Here is a 15,447-nt window from a genome sequence, read left to right as displayed (position 1 = left end):
GGTCGGCGCGGCAGGCCGCGGCGGCGGCCACCGCGGCCGCCGCCCCGCCGACGAACAGGGCCCGCCGGGTGGGGTTGCGGTCCATCAGCGGCCCGCCCCCGGCTCGTAGTTCTCGTTGGCGCCCTGGAAGGACTTGCCCAGGGCGGTGAACTCGACCGTGCCGCCGCCCGCGAGGCGGAGGGTGAAGGCGACCTGATCGCCGGGCCTGATCGGCTCGGCGAGGTCCATGAGCATGATGTGGAACCCGCCGGGCCTGAGCTCCAGCCGTCCCTTGGCGGGGACGGTGAAGCCGCCCTCGACCGGCCGCATCGTCATCTCGCCGCCGGACCCGGCGACCTCGTGCAGTTCCACCTTCGGCGAGGCGGGGGTGGAGGCCGAGGTGATCGTGACGGCGGCGCCGGTGTGGTTGACCAGGGTGCCGAACGCGGCGGTCATGCCCTCGTCGGCGGCCTTCACCCAGGCGTCGTGGACCGTCAGGGCGGCGGCCGGGGCGGACGACGCGGCGGCGCCGGACGACGCGGCGGGACTGGTCGGCGCGTCAGGCGCGGACTCGGCGCCGCCGCAGCCGGTGAGCGCGAGGCAGGCCGCGGTCAGGGACGCGACCGTGCTCGGAAGACGGAAGTCGTGCATGCGAAAGCCGTGCATGAAGGGGTCCTTCTGGTTCTGGACGCGCGCCGGCGTCGCCGGTCCCGCGCCCGGGCGCGCCCCGGGACGCGGCCGGTCCGGGGCCGGTCGCGATGGTCAGGGAGAGGGCGTCCCGCCGATGCGGTCGGCGGGACGGCTCGGACGCCCCGCGGCGCGGGGCGCGGCGTGGGGGGCGGCTCAGCGCCCCGGGACGGGCGCGGGCGGCCCTCGCAGAACCAGAACGTGACGGAGCGGCGCGATGCGCGGCGGGGCCGAGGACTGGGTGCGCGGCACGGCGGCGCGGGGCGCCTGCGGCGCGGGCGCGCTGAACGTCAGCCACAGCGGCCTCAGCAGGACGGACGCCGCCAGCCGGGCCAACCGCCAGGCGGCGCGCTCGCCCCGTCGCAGCCACCAGGCCGACGCGCCCGCGGCGAGCAGGTGCGCGACCGTCATCGCGGTGCCGCCGTGGCCGGCGGCGGACACCGGGTGAGCGGAGCAGTGGTGATGGTGGTAGTGAAGCTCCCCGGTGCTGAACAACGCGTGCAGGACGAACTGCCCGCCGAGCAGTCCGCCGAGGATCGTCGGCAGGGATCGCTCGTGCCCGGCCAGCGGCAGCGCCACGGCCCACACGCCGAAGAACCCCCACAGCAGCGCGTCCGGGGACATCGGCTCGCCGGAGGCGGTCCGGTGCCCCAGCGCGGTGAGGCACACGCAGACGACCGCGAAGATCGCGGATCGCGCGGTGCGGGAGGGGGGCGAGGCGATCATGGCGGTTCTATCGTGCCAAGGCGCCTGCGCGGGGGCGGTCCGGGGGGTATGCGTCGCCGGGCGCGGCCCGGCGGGTCCGCCGCGCCCCCGGCGTCGAAGGCGCGGCGGGGCGGGACGGCCCGCGTCAGGTCGCGTCCTGCAGGGCCGCCGTCCGGGCCAGGTGGCGGCCGATCACCATGCGCTGGATCTGGTTGGTGCCCTCGAAGATCTGCATGACCTTCGCCTCGCGCATGTACCGCTCGACCGGGAAGTCGCGGGTGTAGCCGTAGCCGCCGAGCACCTGCACCGCGTCGGTGGTCACCCGCATCGCCGTGTCCGTCGCCACCAGCTTGGCGATCGACGCCTGGCGGGAGAACGGCAGGCCGCGGTCGCGGCGGCGGGCGGCCTCCAGGTACGTGGCCCGGGCCGACTCCACCGCGGCCGCCATGTCGGCCAGCATGAACGCCAGGCCCTGGTTGGCGATGATGGGGCGGCCGAACTGCTCGCGCCGGGCCGCGTACGAGACCGCGTGGTCGAGGGCGCCCTGGGCCAGGCCGACCGCGCAGGCGGCGATGCCGAGGCGGCCGGAGTCCAGCGCCGACAGCGCGATCGGGAAGCCCTGGCCCTCCTCGCCGATCCGCCACTGGGCCGCCACCCGCGCGTCGTCGAAGTGCAGCTGCGCGGTGGTGGAGCCGGTCAGGCCCATCTTGCGTTCGGGCGGCCCGAACGTCAGCCCCGGCATCCGGCCCTCCACCAGGAAGCAGCTGATGCCGCGGGTGCCCTCGTCGGAGGTGCGGGCGAACAGCGTGTAGAAGTCGGCCTCGCCGCCGTGGGTGATCCAGGTCTTGGTGCCGGTGACGCGGTAGGCCGTGCCGTCCTCCTCGAGCACGGCCCGGGTGCTCAGCGCCCCCGCGTCCGAGCCGGCGTGCGCCTCCGACAGCGCGTACCCTCCCAGCAGCTCGCCGCCGAGCAGCTCCGGCAGCCGCTTGCGCTGCTCGTCGGTGCCGTACACGGCCAGCGGGTAGCACGCCAGCGTGTGCACGCTGACGCCCACCGCCACCGACGCCCACACCGCGGCGATCTCCTCCAGCACCTGGAGGTAGACCTCGTAAGGCTGTCCTCCGCCGCCGTGCTCCTCGGGGTAGGGCAGGCCCAGCAGGCCGGACCTGCCGAGCAGGCGGAAGATCTCTCGGGGGAACTCCCCGGCCTCCTCGGCCGGGGCGGCGCGCGGGGCGAGCTCCTTTTGGGCGATCTCGCGGGTCAGCGCGAAAAGGTCGTCCGCCTCCGGGGTGGGAGGCATGCGTTCTGCGGGCATGCCCCCATCTTGGCGGATGCGCGGAGCGGGTCGCGCTCCAGGGGCGTCACCCGTTGTTGCTGATCTTGACGACCACGGTGTCCTTGGTGATCGACTGGACGGAGACGTCGAACCCTTCGGCCTGCTCGGCCTCGCCCCTGGGCACGGTGATCTGCTGACCGGCCACCTTGAGCGTGACGGTGTCGTCCTGCACGCTCACCAGTTCGGCCTTGACGCCCAGGATCGACGCGCTCGCGTCGACGCCGCGGTTGAAGGTGATGGTGCAGGAGTTCACGGTGCACTCGGTCGTGGCGCCCTCGCTGCTGCACGCAGTGACGCCGGCGACGGGCAGCAGCGCGAACGGCAGTACGGTCAGTGCTCGCCGAACAGAGGGGAACATGTGCGTGAGTCTAGATGGCGGACCCCCGCCCTCCCCTCCTTCCGCGGAGTGAACCAGCGGCGGCCGAAAGTAGTACGGGGCGGCGATGTCCTCCGTCGTCCCGCCGCCCCGGGCGCATCAGCCGCCCTGGTGGTTCGTCCCGCCGCCCTGGTGGCCGCCGCCTCCGCCCCCGCCGTGGTGGGCGCCGTACTCGATCTGCCCGCCGAGCTCCTCCTGGAGCGACTTCAGCGTCTGCTCGGTGCTGACGATGACCCACCGCGGCCCCACCAGGTAGGTGCCGCCCCAAGGCTTGGCCTCCTCCAACCACGCATGCTGCCCCTGGTCGGTGGTGAAGCTCACCACCGTGAAGCGGCCCTTGTCCGTCTGGCAGGAGCCCTGCGACAGGTCCGCGACCTTGCGGAGGCTGCTCAGCTTGCAGCCGGTCTGCTGGGCGAGCTGCTCGGCGGTGGCGGGCTGGGCCTGCTTGCCGCCGCTCCCTCCCGCCTCGGCCGAGCCTCCCGAGCAGCCGGCCGCCAGCGGCAGCAGGGCCGCGGCGGCACCGCACAGCAGGGCGGCCTTCAAGGGCGAACGGTGGTCATCGGAGCGCATGGCTCGTCCTCCCCGGGAAGAGTTGAGCGATTCGCCCACACATACGGGCGGACACTTCCGCGGGGTTCATCCGCGGAGGGGGAGGGAGCGGGAAGCAGGTCAGGCCATGAGACGCCCTGCGGCGGCGGCGCGCACGGCGGGCTCCTCGGCGGCGTCGTGGTGAAGGCGTTGCAGGCGTATGCGGGTCTCGCGGGTGAGGGGGACGGTCTCGGCGGCGATCTGGCGCACGCCCTCCTCGCAGTCCCACAGGCCCTCGACGGTGTAGGACTCGGCGGTGTGCGGCGCGGTGCGGGTCAAGGCGGTCAGAATGCGGGGACGTAGGAACGCATAAGTCGATTCGGTCCAAGCGGTCTTCAACAGCGGCACGGCCTCGCCTGCGCGCAGCCTGCCCAAGCCTTCGATGGGGCCGGCCGCGTCGCCCCAGTCGCACCGTTCCACGGCGTCCTGAAGCTCGTTCATCAGCAACGGGATGTCCTGGCGGGTGCCGTGGCGGGCCAGGATGGCGAGGGCCAAGTCCTGGCAACCGCCGCGTGACGCGGCCCACGCCCTCGCCCGCGGCACCGCCTCGGGGCCGTACTCGCGCAGCGCCCGGCACACCGCTCCGCCCCATCGGCTCGGCCGCTGCGGCAGCAGCTCTTCGGCGAGGTCGAGCAGCGCCGGGGCCCGCCTGCGGCCGAGCTCGAAGATGGCCGCCACGGCTCCGTCGTCGCGCCGCCGAGCGGCCTCGAGGAGCTCGGCCTCGGTCCGTTCGGCCCGGGCGGCGCCGAGCCCGGAGCGGCGCGCCCGGCCGGTCTCGCGGCGCCGGGCCAGGGCGTCGGCGATCCGCGGCTGCCGCGCCGCCCAGCTCTCGATCACGGGATTGTGCGGGCCCGCGACCAGGGCGTCCAACGCGGACTCGTTGCACCGCGCCGCCACCAGCTCGTCCAGACCGTGCGTCAGGGTCGGATCGGCCAAGCCCACGAGCGTGTCGACGGCGTCGAACCAATGGGTGCCCTCTTCGGCGTACCGGTACAGCGCCGACGCGGCCTCCCTGCGGCTCAGCCGCACCAGGTCCGCGAGCACCTCGAGGGCGAGCTGCACCCGCCGTCCGTCGCCGTCGGACTGGTCGGACGAGTCGAAAAGGTGTTCGGCCACCGGCCCGACAGGCAGCTCCAAGTCGACCATCAGGCGCGCGTAATAAAGGCCGCGTGTCTCGGCGCGGGGATCCCAGCGTGGGTCGCGGCGTATGCAGTCATAAACGAACTCGCTCGCACCAGGTTTATCGGCCGCGCGACGCGCGGCCCGTCCCAGGCCACGCTGCAGCTGTCCGTGCAGCGTGCCCGCCGATTCCAACACGACCTCGTTGCTCACCCCAGCAGAATGCGCACCCGACCACAAAACCGGCAAGTGCTTTACCCGGTGATCCGCAGGCCGCCGCGAGGCCGGGCGGCGGCCCGGCGGCTAGATGCGGCGCTGGGCGATCCAGGACGCGTACAGGTCGGCGTAGACGCCCGGGACCGCGACCAGCTCGGCGTGCGGGCCGCGCTGGACGATGCGCCCCTTGTCGAACACCAGCACCTCGTCCGCGGCCTCCGCCGTGGACAGCCGGTGCGCGATGGAGACGGCCGTGCGGCCCCGCGTCACCCCGTCGAGCGCGCGCTGGATGCGCACCTCGGTGGCCGGGTCGACCGCGGACGTGGCCTCGTCCAGCACCAGCAGGTCGGGGTCGGCGATGTAGGCGCGGGCCAGGGCCACCAGCTGCCGTTCGCCCGCCGACAGGGACTCGCCGCGCTGCCCCACGGGCGTGTCCAGGCCGCGCGGCAGGCCCTCCACCCAGTCGGCCAGGCCCAGTTCCGTCAGCGCCAGGAGCACCTCCTCGTCGGTGGCGTCCGGCCGCCCGTAGCGGATGTTGTCGCCGAGCGTGGCGTCGAACAGGAACCCGTCCTGCGGCACCATGACGATGCGCTCGCGCAGCGAGGAGAAGCGCACCTGCTGCAAGGGCACGCCGTCCACCAGCACACGTCCGGAGGTCGGATCCATCAGCCGGGTCAGCAGCTTGGCGAACGTGGTCTTGCCCGAGCCCGTCTCGCCGACCACCGCGACCCGGCTTCGGGGGGCGATCTCCACGTTGACGTCGCGCAGGACGAGCGGACCCGTCGCGCCCGACCCGTCCGAGCCGTCGACGGGGTAGGCGAACGCGACGTTCTCGAACCGCACCTCGATGGGCCCGCGGGGTAGGGTCCGCCCCTTCTCGCCGGGGTCGGCCACGTCCGGCGCGGTGTCCAGGACGCCCAGCACCCGCCGCCATCCGGCGATCGCGTTCTGCGCCTCGTTGAGCACCTCGGTGGCGGTCTGCATGGGGCTGACGAACAGCGTCACCAGGAACAGGAACGCCACCAGCTCGCCGGCGGTCAGGTCGCCGGCCACGCCCAGCAGCGTCCCCGCCACGACGACCCCGGCGGTCGCCACCGCCGCCACCAGCTCGCTGGACGGGAACGTCAGCGCCACCAGGCCCTGCGCCCGCGTCTGGGCCCGCCGGTGCTCCTCGACGGCCGCGTCCACCCGGCGGGCGGTGCGCTCCTCGGCCGCGTAGGCGCGGATCACCGACGCGCCCACCACCGACTCGCTCACCGCGGCCAGCAGGTCGCCCATGCGCTCGCGGACGCGCGTGTAGGCGGCCGACAGCAGCCGCTGGAAGCGGCGCAGCGCGAACGCCAGCGGCAGGAAGGTCGCCCACACCAGCAGCGCCAGCGGCCAGGAGTAGACCGCCATCAGGACGCTGGCCACCAGCAGCTGCCCGGTCGACATGATGATCAGCAGTCCGCCCCACTGCATGAACTGGCTGATCTGGTCCACGTCGCCGGTCACCCGCGACACCAGGGCGCCGCGCCGCTCGGAGCTCTGCGTGAGCACCGACAGGTCGTGCACGTGCCGGAACGCCTTGGTCCGCAGCGTGGCCAGGCCGGACTCGGTGGTCTTGTAGAGCCGCACGTTCACCGCGTACGCGCTCAGCGCCGTCACCGCCACCGCCGCCGCGCACGCCAGCACGGCCGTGCGGATGAACCCGATGTCGGGGCCGCCGGGCCCGCCCAGCCCCTTGTCGATCGTCTGCTGCACCGCGATCGGCACGACCACCCGGCCGGCCGTGGCCACCAGCGCCAGCAGCAGCGTCCCGGCCAGTCCGGCGCGGAACTCGGGGCTGAGCCGCAGGCCGCGGCGCAGCGTGGTCAGCGCGCTCTCGGCGGAGGCGGCCTCGTTCAACGTGGTCACGCCACCGCCTCCTCGCTGTCGGCCTCCGCGGTCCCGGTCCGGTCGTCGTCCGCCCGCCCGCTCATCAGCCGCTGCTCGGCCTCGGCGCGCTCGTAGGCGGTGACGAGGTTGCGGTAGCCCTCACAGCGCTCCAGCAGCTCGGCGTGGGCGCCGCGGTCGGCCACGCGGCCGTGCTCGATGTAGACGACCTCGTCGGCCAGCGCGATCGTGGCCTTGCGGTAGGCGACCACCACCACGGTCACGCCGCCCCCGCCGGCCGACTGCGCGTCCCGCAGCGCGCTCAGGATCCGGGCCTCCACCTGGGGGTCGACGCTGGACGTCGCGTCGTCCAGCACCAGCAGCCGGGGGCGGCGCACCACCGCGCGCGCCAGCGCCAGCCGTTGCCGCTGGCCGCCCGACAGGGTCGCCCCGCGCTCCCCGATGCGGGTGTCGAGACCGTCCGGGAGCGCCGCCACGAAGCCGTCGGCCTGGGCGAGGCGCAGGGCCTCCCACACCCGCTCGTCCGGGATGTCCAGCCCCAGGGTGATGTTGCCGCGCACGGTGTCGTCGAACAGGAACGTCTGCTGCGGCACGAGGGCCGCGGTCTCGGCCACGCCGCCGCGTCTCAGGTCGCGCGCGTCCACCCCGTCCAGCAGCACCGACCCGTCGGCCGGGTCGACCAGCCGCACGAGCAGGGACGTCAGGGTCGACTTGCCCGAACCGGTGGGGCCGACCACGGCGATCGTGCGGCCGGGGGCGACGGAGAACGACACGTCGCGCAGTACGTCCGCCGACGCCTCCCCCTCGGCGGTCTCGTAGGCGAAGCGGACGTCGCGCACCTCCAGCGCCGCCGCCTTGCCCTCGTCCAGGGAACGGTCGCCGTAGGGGAGGGAGCCGGTGGCGTCCAGAACCCCGCGGACCCGTTTCCAGCCGACGACGCTGCGCGGCACCTCCGCCAGCACCCAGCCCAGGGCGCGGATCGGCCAGGCCAGGAGCGTGAACAGATACGCCACGTGCACCAGGTCGCCCTCGGTCATGGCCCCGGCTTCCAGGCGGATGGAGCCCACCAGCAGCACCGCCAGCACGCCCAGATTGGGCAGCGCCTCCAGCACGGGGTCGAACAGGCCCCGGATGCGGCCGACCGCCACGTTGGCGTCGCGCAGCGCCCGCGCGCGCTCGGCGAACCGCTCGGTCTCGTCCTGCTCGCGCCCCAGCGTCTTGACGACCAGGCCGCCCTCGAAGCTCTCGTGCGCCACCTCGCTGACCTCGGCGCGCAGCTGCTGGGCCCGGGTGGCGACGGGGGACAGCCGCCTCTGGTAGAGGACGTTCAGCAGCGCCACGGCCGGAAAGACCAGGAAGCCCACGATCGCCACGACCACGTCGGTGATCAGGATCGACCCCGCGGCGATCACCAGCATGAGCACCACGCCGACCGCCATCGGCAGCGGCGCGATCGGCGCCCACACCGCCTCCACGTCCGCGTTGGCGTTCGACAGCAGCTGCCCCGTGGGGTGGCGGTGGTGCCAGGCCAGGGGCAGCCGCAGGTACTGCCGGGTGACCGCCCGCCGGTACCGGGCCTGCATGCGGTACTGCATGAGCCCGGCGTAGAACCGGCGCCCGGCCACGCCGAGCGCCTTGAGCAGCGCGACGGCGAGGATCGCCGTCGCCGCCCCGGCCAGCGCGCCCGCCGTGGTGTCGCCGGAGCGGAACGCCGGGAGCACGACGTCCTCGGTCGCCCAGCCGAGCACCTGCGCGGTGCCGACGGTCATCGCCGCGTACAGCCCGCTGGCCAGCACGGCGACGGTGAACACCCGCGGTTCGGCCTTGACCGCGACCCACAGCACCCCGATCCCCTCGCGCAGGACGCCGGGGTCGATGCGGGGGGTCGGGGGACGCTCCCCGTCCCGGCGGCGGCTGGTCCGGGGGTGCCGGGACCGTCCCCCATGACGGTGCCCGGCGGGTGTCGACCCTGATGGCACGGCAACTCCTCACAGACGGCGGGGCCCGCACGCCCCGTGTGGGAGGATCACCGGGACTCGCGGGCTCGCACAATGCCTACCATCCGGACTGAGCGCTTATTCCCGGCTTACCCGGACGTCCCGTCGGCGCCCGGCGACCGCACCCGCTCCGGCGGGCCGCTCCGCCGCGGCGCCCGCGTCGCGCCGTCGCCGTCGGCGCGGTCCTGGTTTTCCCCTCATGCGCGCCGATCGTCGACGAAGCCGATCGTCGTCGACGAAATCGTCAACGCGAAGATGTTCTTTGTTCAAAATCACGTGATTCGTCCGCGTGAAATCACCGCGCGGCACCGCCTGACCTGGCCGGTCCGCGACGCGCGCGGCGGTTCGCCCCGCGCGGCGACGGCGCCCGACGAGGGCGGCGGAGGCGCAGCATGCGGCGTGTCGGGCCTATAACGCGCCGCTTTCGGCCACGGAAGAAACCGGAGGGACAAGCTCCTGGGGTTTACGCGGATCGGATGATACGGTGGACCCGTCGGTTGCAGTCGAAGTTCACGATCGTTTGTAAGAACGCCCGCGGACTGATGGCAGCGGGCGTTTTGGCTTTTCCGGGACAGTGCCGGGGAGGCGAAGGCGTCCCGCAGCGACCGGCGCGGGGCCCGCGAGGTGTGGGCCCGAGTTTTGCCGCAAGGAGAAAGACATGCCCCAGCAGGGCACCGTGAAGTGGTTCAACGCCGAGAAGGGCTACGGCTTCATCGCCGTGGACGGCGGCGGCGCCGACGTGTTCGTGCACTACACGGCCATCCAGGCGTCCGGCTACCGCAGCCTCGACGAGAACCAGCGCGTCGAGTTCGAGGTGACGCAGGGCCAGCGCGGCCCGCAGGCCGACAACGTCGTCCCCCTCTCGTGATCCCGTAGTCGTACGCATCCCTAGTCGTAATCCCTAGTCGTAATCCCTAGTCGTACCGCCGGGCCCGTGCCCCCACCAGGGGGCGCGGGCCTCGTGGTGTCCGGGGGCCGCCTCGGCGGCGGCCCTCTTGGGAGGCCGCGGCGGTGCCGGTGCCGAGCGCGCGGCGCCACCCGGCAGAATGGAGCACATGTCCGCTCGCCCGTCCAATCTGGACCCCAAGATCGCCGAACGTCTCAAGCGCACGCCCGACGGCCTCGTGCCCGCCATCGCCCAGCAGTACGACACCGGCGAGGTGCTCATGCTCGCCTGGATGGACGACGAGGCGCTGCACCGGACCCTCACCACCGGCCGCGCCACGTACTGGTCGCGCAGCCGCCAGGAGTACTGGGTGAAGGGCGAGAGCTCGGGCCACCAGCAGTGGGTCAAGTCGGTCGCCCTGGACTGCGACGGGGACGCGATCCTGGTGAAGGTCGACCAGGTCGGCGCCGCGTGCCACACCGGGGACCGCACCTGCTGGGACGCCGACGTGCTCGACGCCGTCGTCGGGGAACGGCCGGCCGCGGACTCGTGACCCCCGCCCGAGAACGCGCCCTGGCCGCGCTGCTGTGCGCGGCCGGCGCCGGGCTGACCCTGCTGGCCGCCGGACGCGCCTGGGCGCATGTACGGGCCGCCGGCGCCATCACCCCCTTCACTTTGGAGCTCACCGGGCGCGACCTGGGCGGCGCGGCGGGCGCATTGGGATGGGCCGGGCTGGCGGGCCTGGCGGCCCTGTTCGCCACCCGCGGCAAGGTGCGGACCGGGGTCGGCGTATTGCTGGCCGCGTTCGGCGCCGCGATCGGCTACGCGTCCGTGGCGTCCGTGCGCACCGCGCACGTGCTGGACGCCGCGGCCGACAAGAGCGCCCTGCTGCGGCTCGCCGCGAACCCCTCCGCCGACGTCACCCTCTGGTGGGCCGTGTCCCTGGCCGGCGGCGCGCTGCTGCTGGCCGCGGGGTCGGCGACGATCCTGCGCGGCGCGCGCTGGCCGGGCATGTCGATGCGGTACGAGCGTCCCGCCGCGGCAGCGACCCGCACGCCGCCCGAAACCGACGACCCCTCCAGCCTGTGGAAGTCCCTCGACCGGGGAGAAGACCCCACGGAGCCCGCGCCGGGCGACGTCCCGTCCTCCCGGCAGACCTCCCAGGAGGATTCCCAGGCGGATTCCCAGGAGGATTCCCAGGAGGCCCGGCGCGGCCGTTCGGAGCGGTCGTGAACCGCGGGACGGCCGAGGGCGGCGGGCTCATCCTGGTCGCCGAACACGAGCCCGCCGTGGCGGAACTGGAGCGGCGCTACCTGGCCCGGGAGGGGTACGCCGTCGAGATCGAACCGGACCCGTCGCGCGCCGCCGCCGTCGCGGCGCGCGTCCGCCCGGACGCGGTGGTGCTCGACGTGTCGGACACGCCGCTCCCCGTGGAGCTGTACCGGCGCGTCGCGGAGGCGGCCCGGCCCGCGCCCGTCGTGGCGGTCGCCGGGCAGGTCGACGCGCTCACGCGCGGCGCGCTCGGCGAACACCAGGTGACGCGGCCGTTCGGACCCCGCGTGCTGGTGGGCGCGGTGGCCGAGGCGCTGCGCCACAGCGCCGGCGACCACGCCCAGGGGCCGTTGCGCGCCGGCCAGGTGAGCCTGGACCCGCAGGGCCGCGCCGTGAGCGTGGGGGACCGCCCCGTGGCGCTCACCGTCACCGAGTTCGACCTGCTGGAGTTCCTGATGAGCAACCCCGGCAGGGTCTTCACCCGCGAACAGCTGCTCGACGCCGCCTGGGGGCCGAACGCGGGCGCGGGAAGCCGCACGGTGGACGTGCACATCGCCCAGTTGCGCAGCAAGCTGGGCAAGGACAGCCCGATCCGCACCGTCCGCGGCGTCGGCTACGTCCTGGACCCCTGACCGGCGGAGAGGAGCCCACGGTGGACGACGCGACCGGCGCACCCGCCCACGCCGCGCGGCCCTCTCCGCGCGCGCCCTCCCCGGCGGCGCCCCGCCGCCGCAAGCGCGCGTTGGTCGGCCCCGGCATCGTCCTGGCCGCGGCGGCCGCGGGCACTGTGCTGGTCAGCACGGTCGACCCGAACGAACCCGGCCACTACCCGACCTGCCCGTTCCTGTGGGCGACCGGCCTGTACTGCCCCGGCTGCGGCGGCCTTCGCATGGTGCACTCGCTGACGCACGGCCGCGTGGCGGAGGCGTTCGGGCTCAACCCCATGCTGTTCCTGCTGCTGCCCGTCTTCGGATACCTGTGGGCGCGCTGGGCGGCGTGCGCGGCCACGGGCGTCCCGTTCGCCTCCCGCCTGACACGGCCGCGCGTGATCCACGCCTTCCTCGCGCTGGTCGTCGTGTACTGGATCGTGCGGAACACGGCGTTCGGCGCTGCTTTGGCTCCATAACGCCGGTTTCGGGCGCCCTGAGCCCGGCCCGGGTTCAAGGGCCGCCCACCGCTGAGGCTACGATCGGTGCACGGATCGACCGCAACATAGGGGGCCTTCCCGTGAGCGAGCCCGAGCGCGTCGGCGTGCCGTTCGACGCGCCGTCCGAAGCGGCAGCGCCGCGCCGGCACGGCCGTGCCGGCTGCGCGCGCGCCGTCCCGGGGCCTGCGACCAGGGAAGGCGGCGCCGCGCAGGCGCCGCGGAGGCGAGCGGGGAGCAGGGCGTGAGCGTGCTCGACGAAATTCTCGACGGCGTCCGGGCCGATCTGGCCGAACGGCAGCGCACGGTGTCGCTCGACGACCTGAAGGCCAAGGCCGAGCGGGCCGACCCGCCGCGCGACGCGCTGGCGGCGCTGCGCGCCCCGGGCGTGTCCGTCATCGCCGAGGTCAAGCGCTCCAGCCCGTCCAAGGGCGCGCTGGCGGCGATCGCCGACCCGGCGGCGCTGGCCCGCGACTACGAGGCCGGCGGCGCCAAGGTGATCAGCGTGCTCACCGAGCGGCGCCGCTTCGGCGGCAGCCTGGACGACCTGGCCGCCGTCCGCGCCGACGTCGACGTGGCGGTGCTCCGCAAGGACTTCATCGTCACCTCCTACCAGCTGTGGGAGGCCCGCGCCTACGGCGCCGACCTTGCCCTGCTGATCGTGGCGGCGCTCGAGCAGGACGCCCTGGTGTCGCTGGTCGAGCGGGCCGAGTCGATCGGCCTGACCCCGCTGGTCGAGGTGCACACCGAGGAGGAGCTGGCCCGCGCGCTGGACGCGGGCGCCAAGGTCATCGGGGTCAACGCGCGCGACCTGAAGACCCTCAAAGTGGACCGCAGCGTGTTCGCCCGGCTGGCGCCGCTGATCCCCAAGGACGTCGTCAAGGTCGCCGAGTCGGGGGTGCGCGGCCCGCACGACCTGCTGGCCTACGCCTCGGCGGGCGCCGACGCCGTGCTGGTGGGGGAGAGCCTGGTGATGCGCCGCGACCCGCGCGGCGCCGTCGCCGACCTGGTCGCCGCCGGGGCGCACCCGGCCCTGCGGCAGAGCGGCTGACCCCGTTCGCGATAGGCTGGCGTCCATGCGGAGAGCGCCGTCCCCGGGCCGGGGCCCGATCGCAGGCCCCGTCGCGACCTTGCGCGAACGATGGCGTGCTCGTCCGACGACCCGGCAGCCAGGATGAGCCCTTCTCCCACGACAGGATTCCCATGACCACCGACACCGGTTCCCGCGGTGCCGTCGTGCCCGACGCCACCGGCCACTTCGGCGTGTTCGGGGGGCGCTTCGCCCCCGAGGCCCTCATGGCCGCCCTCGACGAGCTGACCCGCGAATTCGAGGCCGCCAAGAACGACCCCGAGTTCACCGGCGAGCTCGACCGGCTCCTGGCCGAATACGCCGGACGGCCGAGCCTGCTGACCGAGGCGCGCCGGTTCGCCGAGCACGCCGGCGGCGCCCGCGTCCTGCTCAAGCGCGAGGACCTCAACCACACGGGGTCCCACAAGATCAACAACGTGCTGGGGCAGGCGCTGCTGACCCGCCGCATGGGCAAGCGCCGCGTCATCGCCGAGACCGGCGCCGGGCAGCACGGCGTGGCCACCGCCACCGCCGCCGCCCTGCTCGGCCTCGAGTGCACCGTCTACATGGGCGAGGTCGACACCGAGCGGCAGGCCCTCAACGTCGCGCGGATGCGGATGCTGGGCGCCGAGGTGATCCCCGTCCGCACCGGCAGCCGCACCCTCAAGGACGCCTGCAACGAGGCGTTCCGCGACTGGGTCGCCTCCGTCGACCACACCCACTACTGCATCGGCTCGGTCATGGGCCCGCACCCGTTCCCGATGATGGTGCGCGACTTCCAGCGCGTCATCGGCGTCGAGGCGCGCGCGCAGTGCCTGGAGACGACCGGGCGGCTGCCGGACGCCGTCGTGGCCTGCGTCGGCGGCGGCTCCAACGCCATCGGCGCCTTCCACGCCTTCATCCCCGACGCGTCGGTGCGGCTGTACGGGTTCGAGGCGGGCGGCGAGGGCGTGGCCACCGGCCGGCACGCCGCCACCCTGGTCGGCGGGTCGCTCGGCGTCATCCACGGCATGCGGACCTACCTGCTGCAGGACGACGAGGGCCAGACCCTGGAGACCCACTCGATCTCCGCCGGGCTCGACTACCCCGGCGTCGGCCCCGAGCACGCCTGGCTGCGCGACACCGGACGCGCCGAGTACCGGGCGATCAGCGACGCCGAGGCCATGGAGGCCTTCGCGCTGCTGTGCCGCACCGAGGGGATCATCCCCGCCATCGAGTCCGCGCACGCCCTGGCCGGGGCCCTGCAGGTCGGCAGGGAGCTCGGCCCGGACGCCACGATCGTCGTCTGCCTGTCCGGCCGCGGCGACAAGGACATGCACACCGCCGCCCAGTTCTTCGGGCTGATGCCGGGGGAGGAGAAGCGCCGGTGACCGTGCAGACCGCCTTCGACAAGGCCAGGGCCGAGGGCCGCGCCGCGCTCGTCGGCTACCTGCCCGCAGGGTTCCCCAGCGTCGACGGCGCCGTCGCCGCCGCCACCGCGATGGTCGAGGCGGGCTGCGACGTCATCGAGGTGGGCCTGCCCTACACCGACCCCTTGATGGACGGTCCCACCATCCAGGACGCCGTGCACCGGGCGCTGGTCGGCGGCGCCCGCGTCGCCGACGTGTTCCGCACCGTGGAGGCCGTCGCCGCCACCGGCGCCGCCACCCTGGTGATGACGTACTGGAACCCGGTCGACCGCTACGGGCCCGACGCCTTCGCCCGCGACCTGAAGTCCGCGGGCGGCACCGGCCTGATCACCCCCGACCTCACCCCCGAGGAGGCCGGCCCGTGGCTGGAGGCGTCCGACGCCCACGGCCTGGACCGGGTCTTCCTCGTCGCGCTCAGCTCCACCGACGAGCGCCTCGACAAGATCACCCGGGTGTGCCGGGGCTTCGTGTACGCCGCGTCGCTCATGGGCGTCACCGGCGCCCGCGCCGCCGTGGACACCGGCGCCCCGCGCCTGGTGGAGCGCACCCGCGCCGTCCTCGACCGGCAGGGCTCGACGCTGCCGGTCGGGCTCGGCCTGGGGGTGAGCAACGGCGCCCAGGCCGCCGAGGTCGCCGGGTTCGCCGACGGCGTCATCGTGGGCTCGGCGTTCATCCGCCGCCTGCTGGACGCCCCGGACGAACGCGCGGGCGTCGAGGCCGTCCGCGCCCTGGCCGCCGAACTCGCCGAAGGCGTCCGCGGCGGGCGCTGACCCGCGCAGCCGGCCGTGA

17 protein-coding genes are annotated in these 15,447 nt (G+C 74.3%); 9 read left to right on the top strand and 8 right to left on the bottom strand.

Features of this window, described 5'->3' with window-relative positions; genetic code table 11:
* Positions 1–84 precede the first annotated feature (84 nt).
* The 8 genes from AR3_RS08185 to AR3_RS08150 all read right to left on the bottom strand — a co-directional run bounded on the left by AR3_RS08185 (position 85) and on the right by AR3_RS08150 (position 8,758).
* On the bottom strand, positions 85–645 hold the full coding sequence (locus AR3_RS08185; RefSeq protein WP_227023004.1) for a copper chaperone PCu(A)C: 561 nt from the start codon (positions 643–645) through the stop codon (positions 85–87).
* A gap of 177 nt (positions 646–822) precedes the next feature.
* Positions 823–1,392 carry a hypothetical protein gene (locus AR3_RS08180; protein ID WP_067910907.1) on the bottom strand — a complete coding sequence of 190 codons (570 nt, stop codon included), beginning with the start codon at positions 1,390–1,392 and terminating at the stop codon, positions 823–825.
* 124 nt (positions 1,393–1,516) lie between these two features.
* Positions 1,517–2,686 (bottom strand): acyl-CoA dehydrogenase family protein, encoded by a 1,170-nt coding sequence (locus tag AR3_RS08175; protein WP_067910904.1) that lies wholly within the window; start codon positions 2,684–2,686, stop codon positions 1,517–1,519.
* 46 nt (positions 2,687–2,732) lie between these two features.
* A complete protein-coding gene (locus tag AR3_RS08170) occupies positions 2,733–3,065 on the bottom strand; it encodes a hypothetical protein (RefSeq protein ID WP_067910902.1) in 333 nt (110 codons plus the stop codon).
* Positions 3,066–3,182: 117 nt separating this feature from the next.
* On the bottom strand, positions 3,183–3,653 hold the full coding sequence (locus AR3_RS08165) for a hypothetical protein (protein WP_067910899.1): 471 nt from the start codon (positions 3,651–3,653) through the stop codon (positions 3,183–3,185).
* Positions 3,654–3,752: 99 nt separating this feature from the next.
* Positions 3,753–4,817, bottom strand: a complete 1,065-nt coding sequence (locus tag AR3_RS08160; RefSeq protein ID WP_227023003.1) for a hypothetical protein — start codon at positions 4,815–4,817, stop codon at positions 3,753–3,755.
* A gap of 276 nt (positions 4,818–5,093) precedes the next feature.
* Positions 5,094–6,902, bottom strand: a complete 1,809-nt coding sequence (locus AR3_RS08155; protein ID WP_067910897.1) for an ABC transporter ATP-binding protein — start codon at positions 6,900–6,902, stop codon at positions 5,094–5,096.
* The gene (locus tag AR3_RS08150; protein WP_067910944.1) at positions 6,899–8,758 is read right to left on the bottom strand and encodes an ABC transporter ATP-binding protein; all 1,860 of its coding nucleotides are present in this window, start codon (positions 8,756–8,758) and stop codon (positions 6,899–6,901) included. Before AR3_RS08150 ends, AR3_RS08155 begins: the two co-directional genes overlap by 4 nt.
* Before the next feature lie 174 nt (positions 8,759–8,932).
* Here AR3_RS08150 and AR3_RS30360 point away from each other — a divergent pair, with 174 nt between their 5' ends.
* The 9 genes from AR3_RS30360 to trpA all read left to right on the top strand — a co-directional run bounded on the left by AR3_RS30360 (position 8,933) and on the right by trpA (position 15,428).
* Positions 8,933–9,292: a hypothetical protein gene (locus tag AR3_RS30360; RefSeq protein WP_146150192.1), complete on the top strand. Its 360-nt coding sequence runs from the start codon at positions 8,933–8,935 to the stop codon at positions 9,290–9,292.
* Between the two features lie 244 nt (positions 9,293–9,536).
* Complete coding sequence (locus AR3_RS08145; protein WP_067910892.1) at positions 9,537–9,746, top strand: cold-shock protein; 210 nt, start codon at positions 9,537–9,539, stop codon at positions 9,744–9,746.
* A 187-nt stretch (positions 9,747–9,933) separates the two neighbouring features.
* Positions 9,934–10,317 carry a phosphoribosyl-AMP cyclohydrolase gene (gene hisI / locus AR3_RS08140; RefSeq protein WP_067910941.1) on the top strand — a complete coding sequence of 128 codons (384 nt, stop codon included), beginning with the start codon at positions 9,934–9,936 and terminating at the stop codon, positions 10,315–10,317.
* Positions 10,314–10,997 carry a Trp biosynthesis-associated membrane protein gene (locus AR3_RS08135; RefSeq protein ID WP_083951086.1) on the top strand — a complete coding sequence of 228 codons (684 nt, stop codon included), beginning with the start codon at positions 10,314–10,316 and terminating at the stop codon, positions 10,995–10,997. The genes hisI and AR3_RS08135 overlap by 4 nt, the downstream gene beginning before the upstream one ends.
* Complete coding sequence (locus AR3_RS08130) at positions 10,994–11,668, top strand: response regulator transcription factor (protein ID WP_067910889.1); 675 nt, start codon at positions 10,994–10,996, stop codon at positions 11,666–11,668. The genes AR3_RS08135 and AR3_RS08130 overlap by 4 nt, the downstream gene beginning before the upstream one ends.
* 20 nt (positions 11,669–11,688) lie before the next feature.
* Positions 11,689–12,162: a DUF2752 domain-containing protein gene (locus AR3_RS08125; protein ID WP_083951084.1), complete on the top strand. Its 474-nt coding sequence runs from the start codon at positions 11,689–11,691 to the stop codon at positions 12,160–12,162.
* A gap of 262 nt (positions 12,163–12,424) precedes the next feature.
* Positions 12,425–13,231: an indole-3-glycerol phosphate synthase TrpC gene (gene trpC, locus AR3_RS08120; protein WP_067910886.1), complete on the top strand. Its 807-nt coding sequence runs from the start codon at positions 12,425–12,427 to the stop codon at positions 13,229–13,231.
* A gap of 152 nt (positions 13,232–13,383) precedes the next feature.
* The gene (gene trpB / locus AR3_RS08115; protein ID WP_067910882.1) at positions 13,384–14,619 is read left to right on the top strand and encodes a tryptophan synthase subunit beta; all 1,236 of its coding nucleotides are present in this window, start codon (positions 13,384–13,386) and stop codon (positions 14,617–14,619) included.
* Entirely contained in the window at positions 14,616–15,428 is an 813-nt protein-coding gene (gene trpA, locus AR3_RS08110; RefSeq protein WP_067910879.1) for a tryptophan synthase subunit alpha, read from the top strand. The genes trpB and trpA overlap by 4 nt, the downstream gene beginning before the upstream one ends.
* Positions 15,429–15,447: the final 19 nt, after the last annotated feature.

This window comes from Actinomadura rubrobrunea NBRC 15275, from assembly GCF_001552235.1.
Classification (GTDB): Bacteria; Actinomycetota; Actinomycetes; order Streptosporangiales; family Streptosporangiaceae; genus Spirillospora; species Spirillospora viridilutea.
Note: the sequence above shows the minus strand (reverse complement) of the source record. Positions and strands in the feature narration are given on the sequence as shown.

Excerpts from the sequence above, each read along its gene's own strand:
- AR3_RS08185 (WP_227023004.1), bottom strand. The coding sequence starts at position 645 with ATGCACGGCTTTCGCATGCACGACTTCCGTCTTCCGAGCACGGTCGCG.
- AR3_RS08180 (WP_067910907.1), bottom strand. The coding sequence starts at position 1,392 with ATGATCGCCTCGCCCCCCTCCCGCACCGCGCGATCCGCGATCTTCGCG.
- AR3_RS08170 (WP_067910902.1), bottom strand. The coding sequence starts at position 3,065 with ATGTTCCCCTCTGTTCGGCGAGCACTGACCGTACTGCCGTTCGCGCTG.
- trpB (WP_067910882.1), top strand. The coding sequence starts at position 13,384 with ATGACCACCGACACCGGTTCCCGCGGTGCCGTCGTGCCCGACGCCACC.
- AR3_RS08145 (WP_067910892.1), top strand. The coding sequence starts at position 9,537 with ATGCCCCAGCAGGGCACCGTGAAGTGGTTCAACGCCGAGAAGGGCTAC.
- AR3_RS30360 (WP_146150192.1), top strand. The coding sequence starts at position 8,933 with ATGCCTACCATCCGGACTGAGCGCTTATTCCCGGCTTACCCGGACGTC.
- AR3_RS08165 (WP_067910899.1), bottom strand. The coding sequence starts at position 3,653 with ATGCGCTCCGATGACCACCGTTCGCCCTTGAAGGCCGCCCTGCTGTGC.
- AR3_RS08160 (WP_227023003.1), bottom strand. The coding sequence starts at position 4,817 with ATGGTCGACTTGGAGCTGCCTGTCGGGCCGGTGGCCGAACACCTTTTC.
- AR3_RS08175 (WP_067910904.1), bottom strand. The coding sequence starts at position 2,686 with ATGCCCGCAGAACGCATGCCTCCCACCCCGGAGGCGGACGACCTTTTC.
- hisI (WP_067910941.1), top strand. The coding sequence starts at position 9,934 with ATGTCCGCTCGCCCGTCCAATCTGGACCCCAAGATCGCCGAACGTCTC.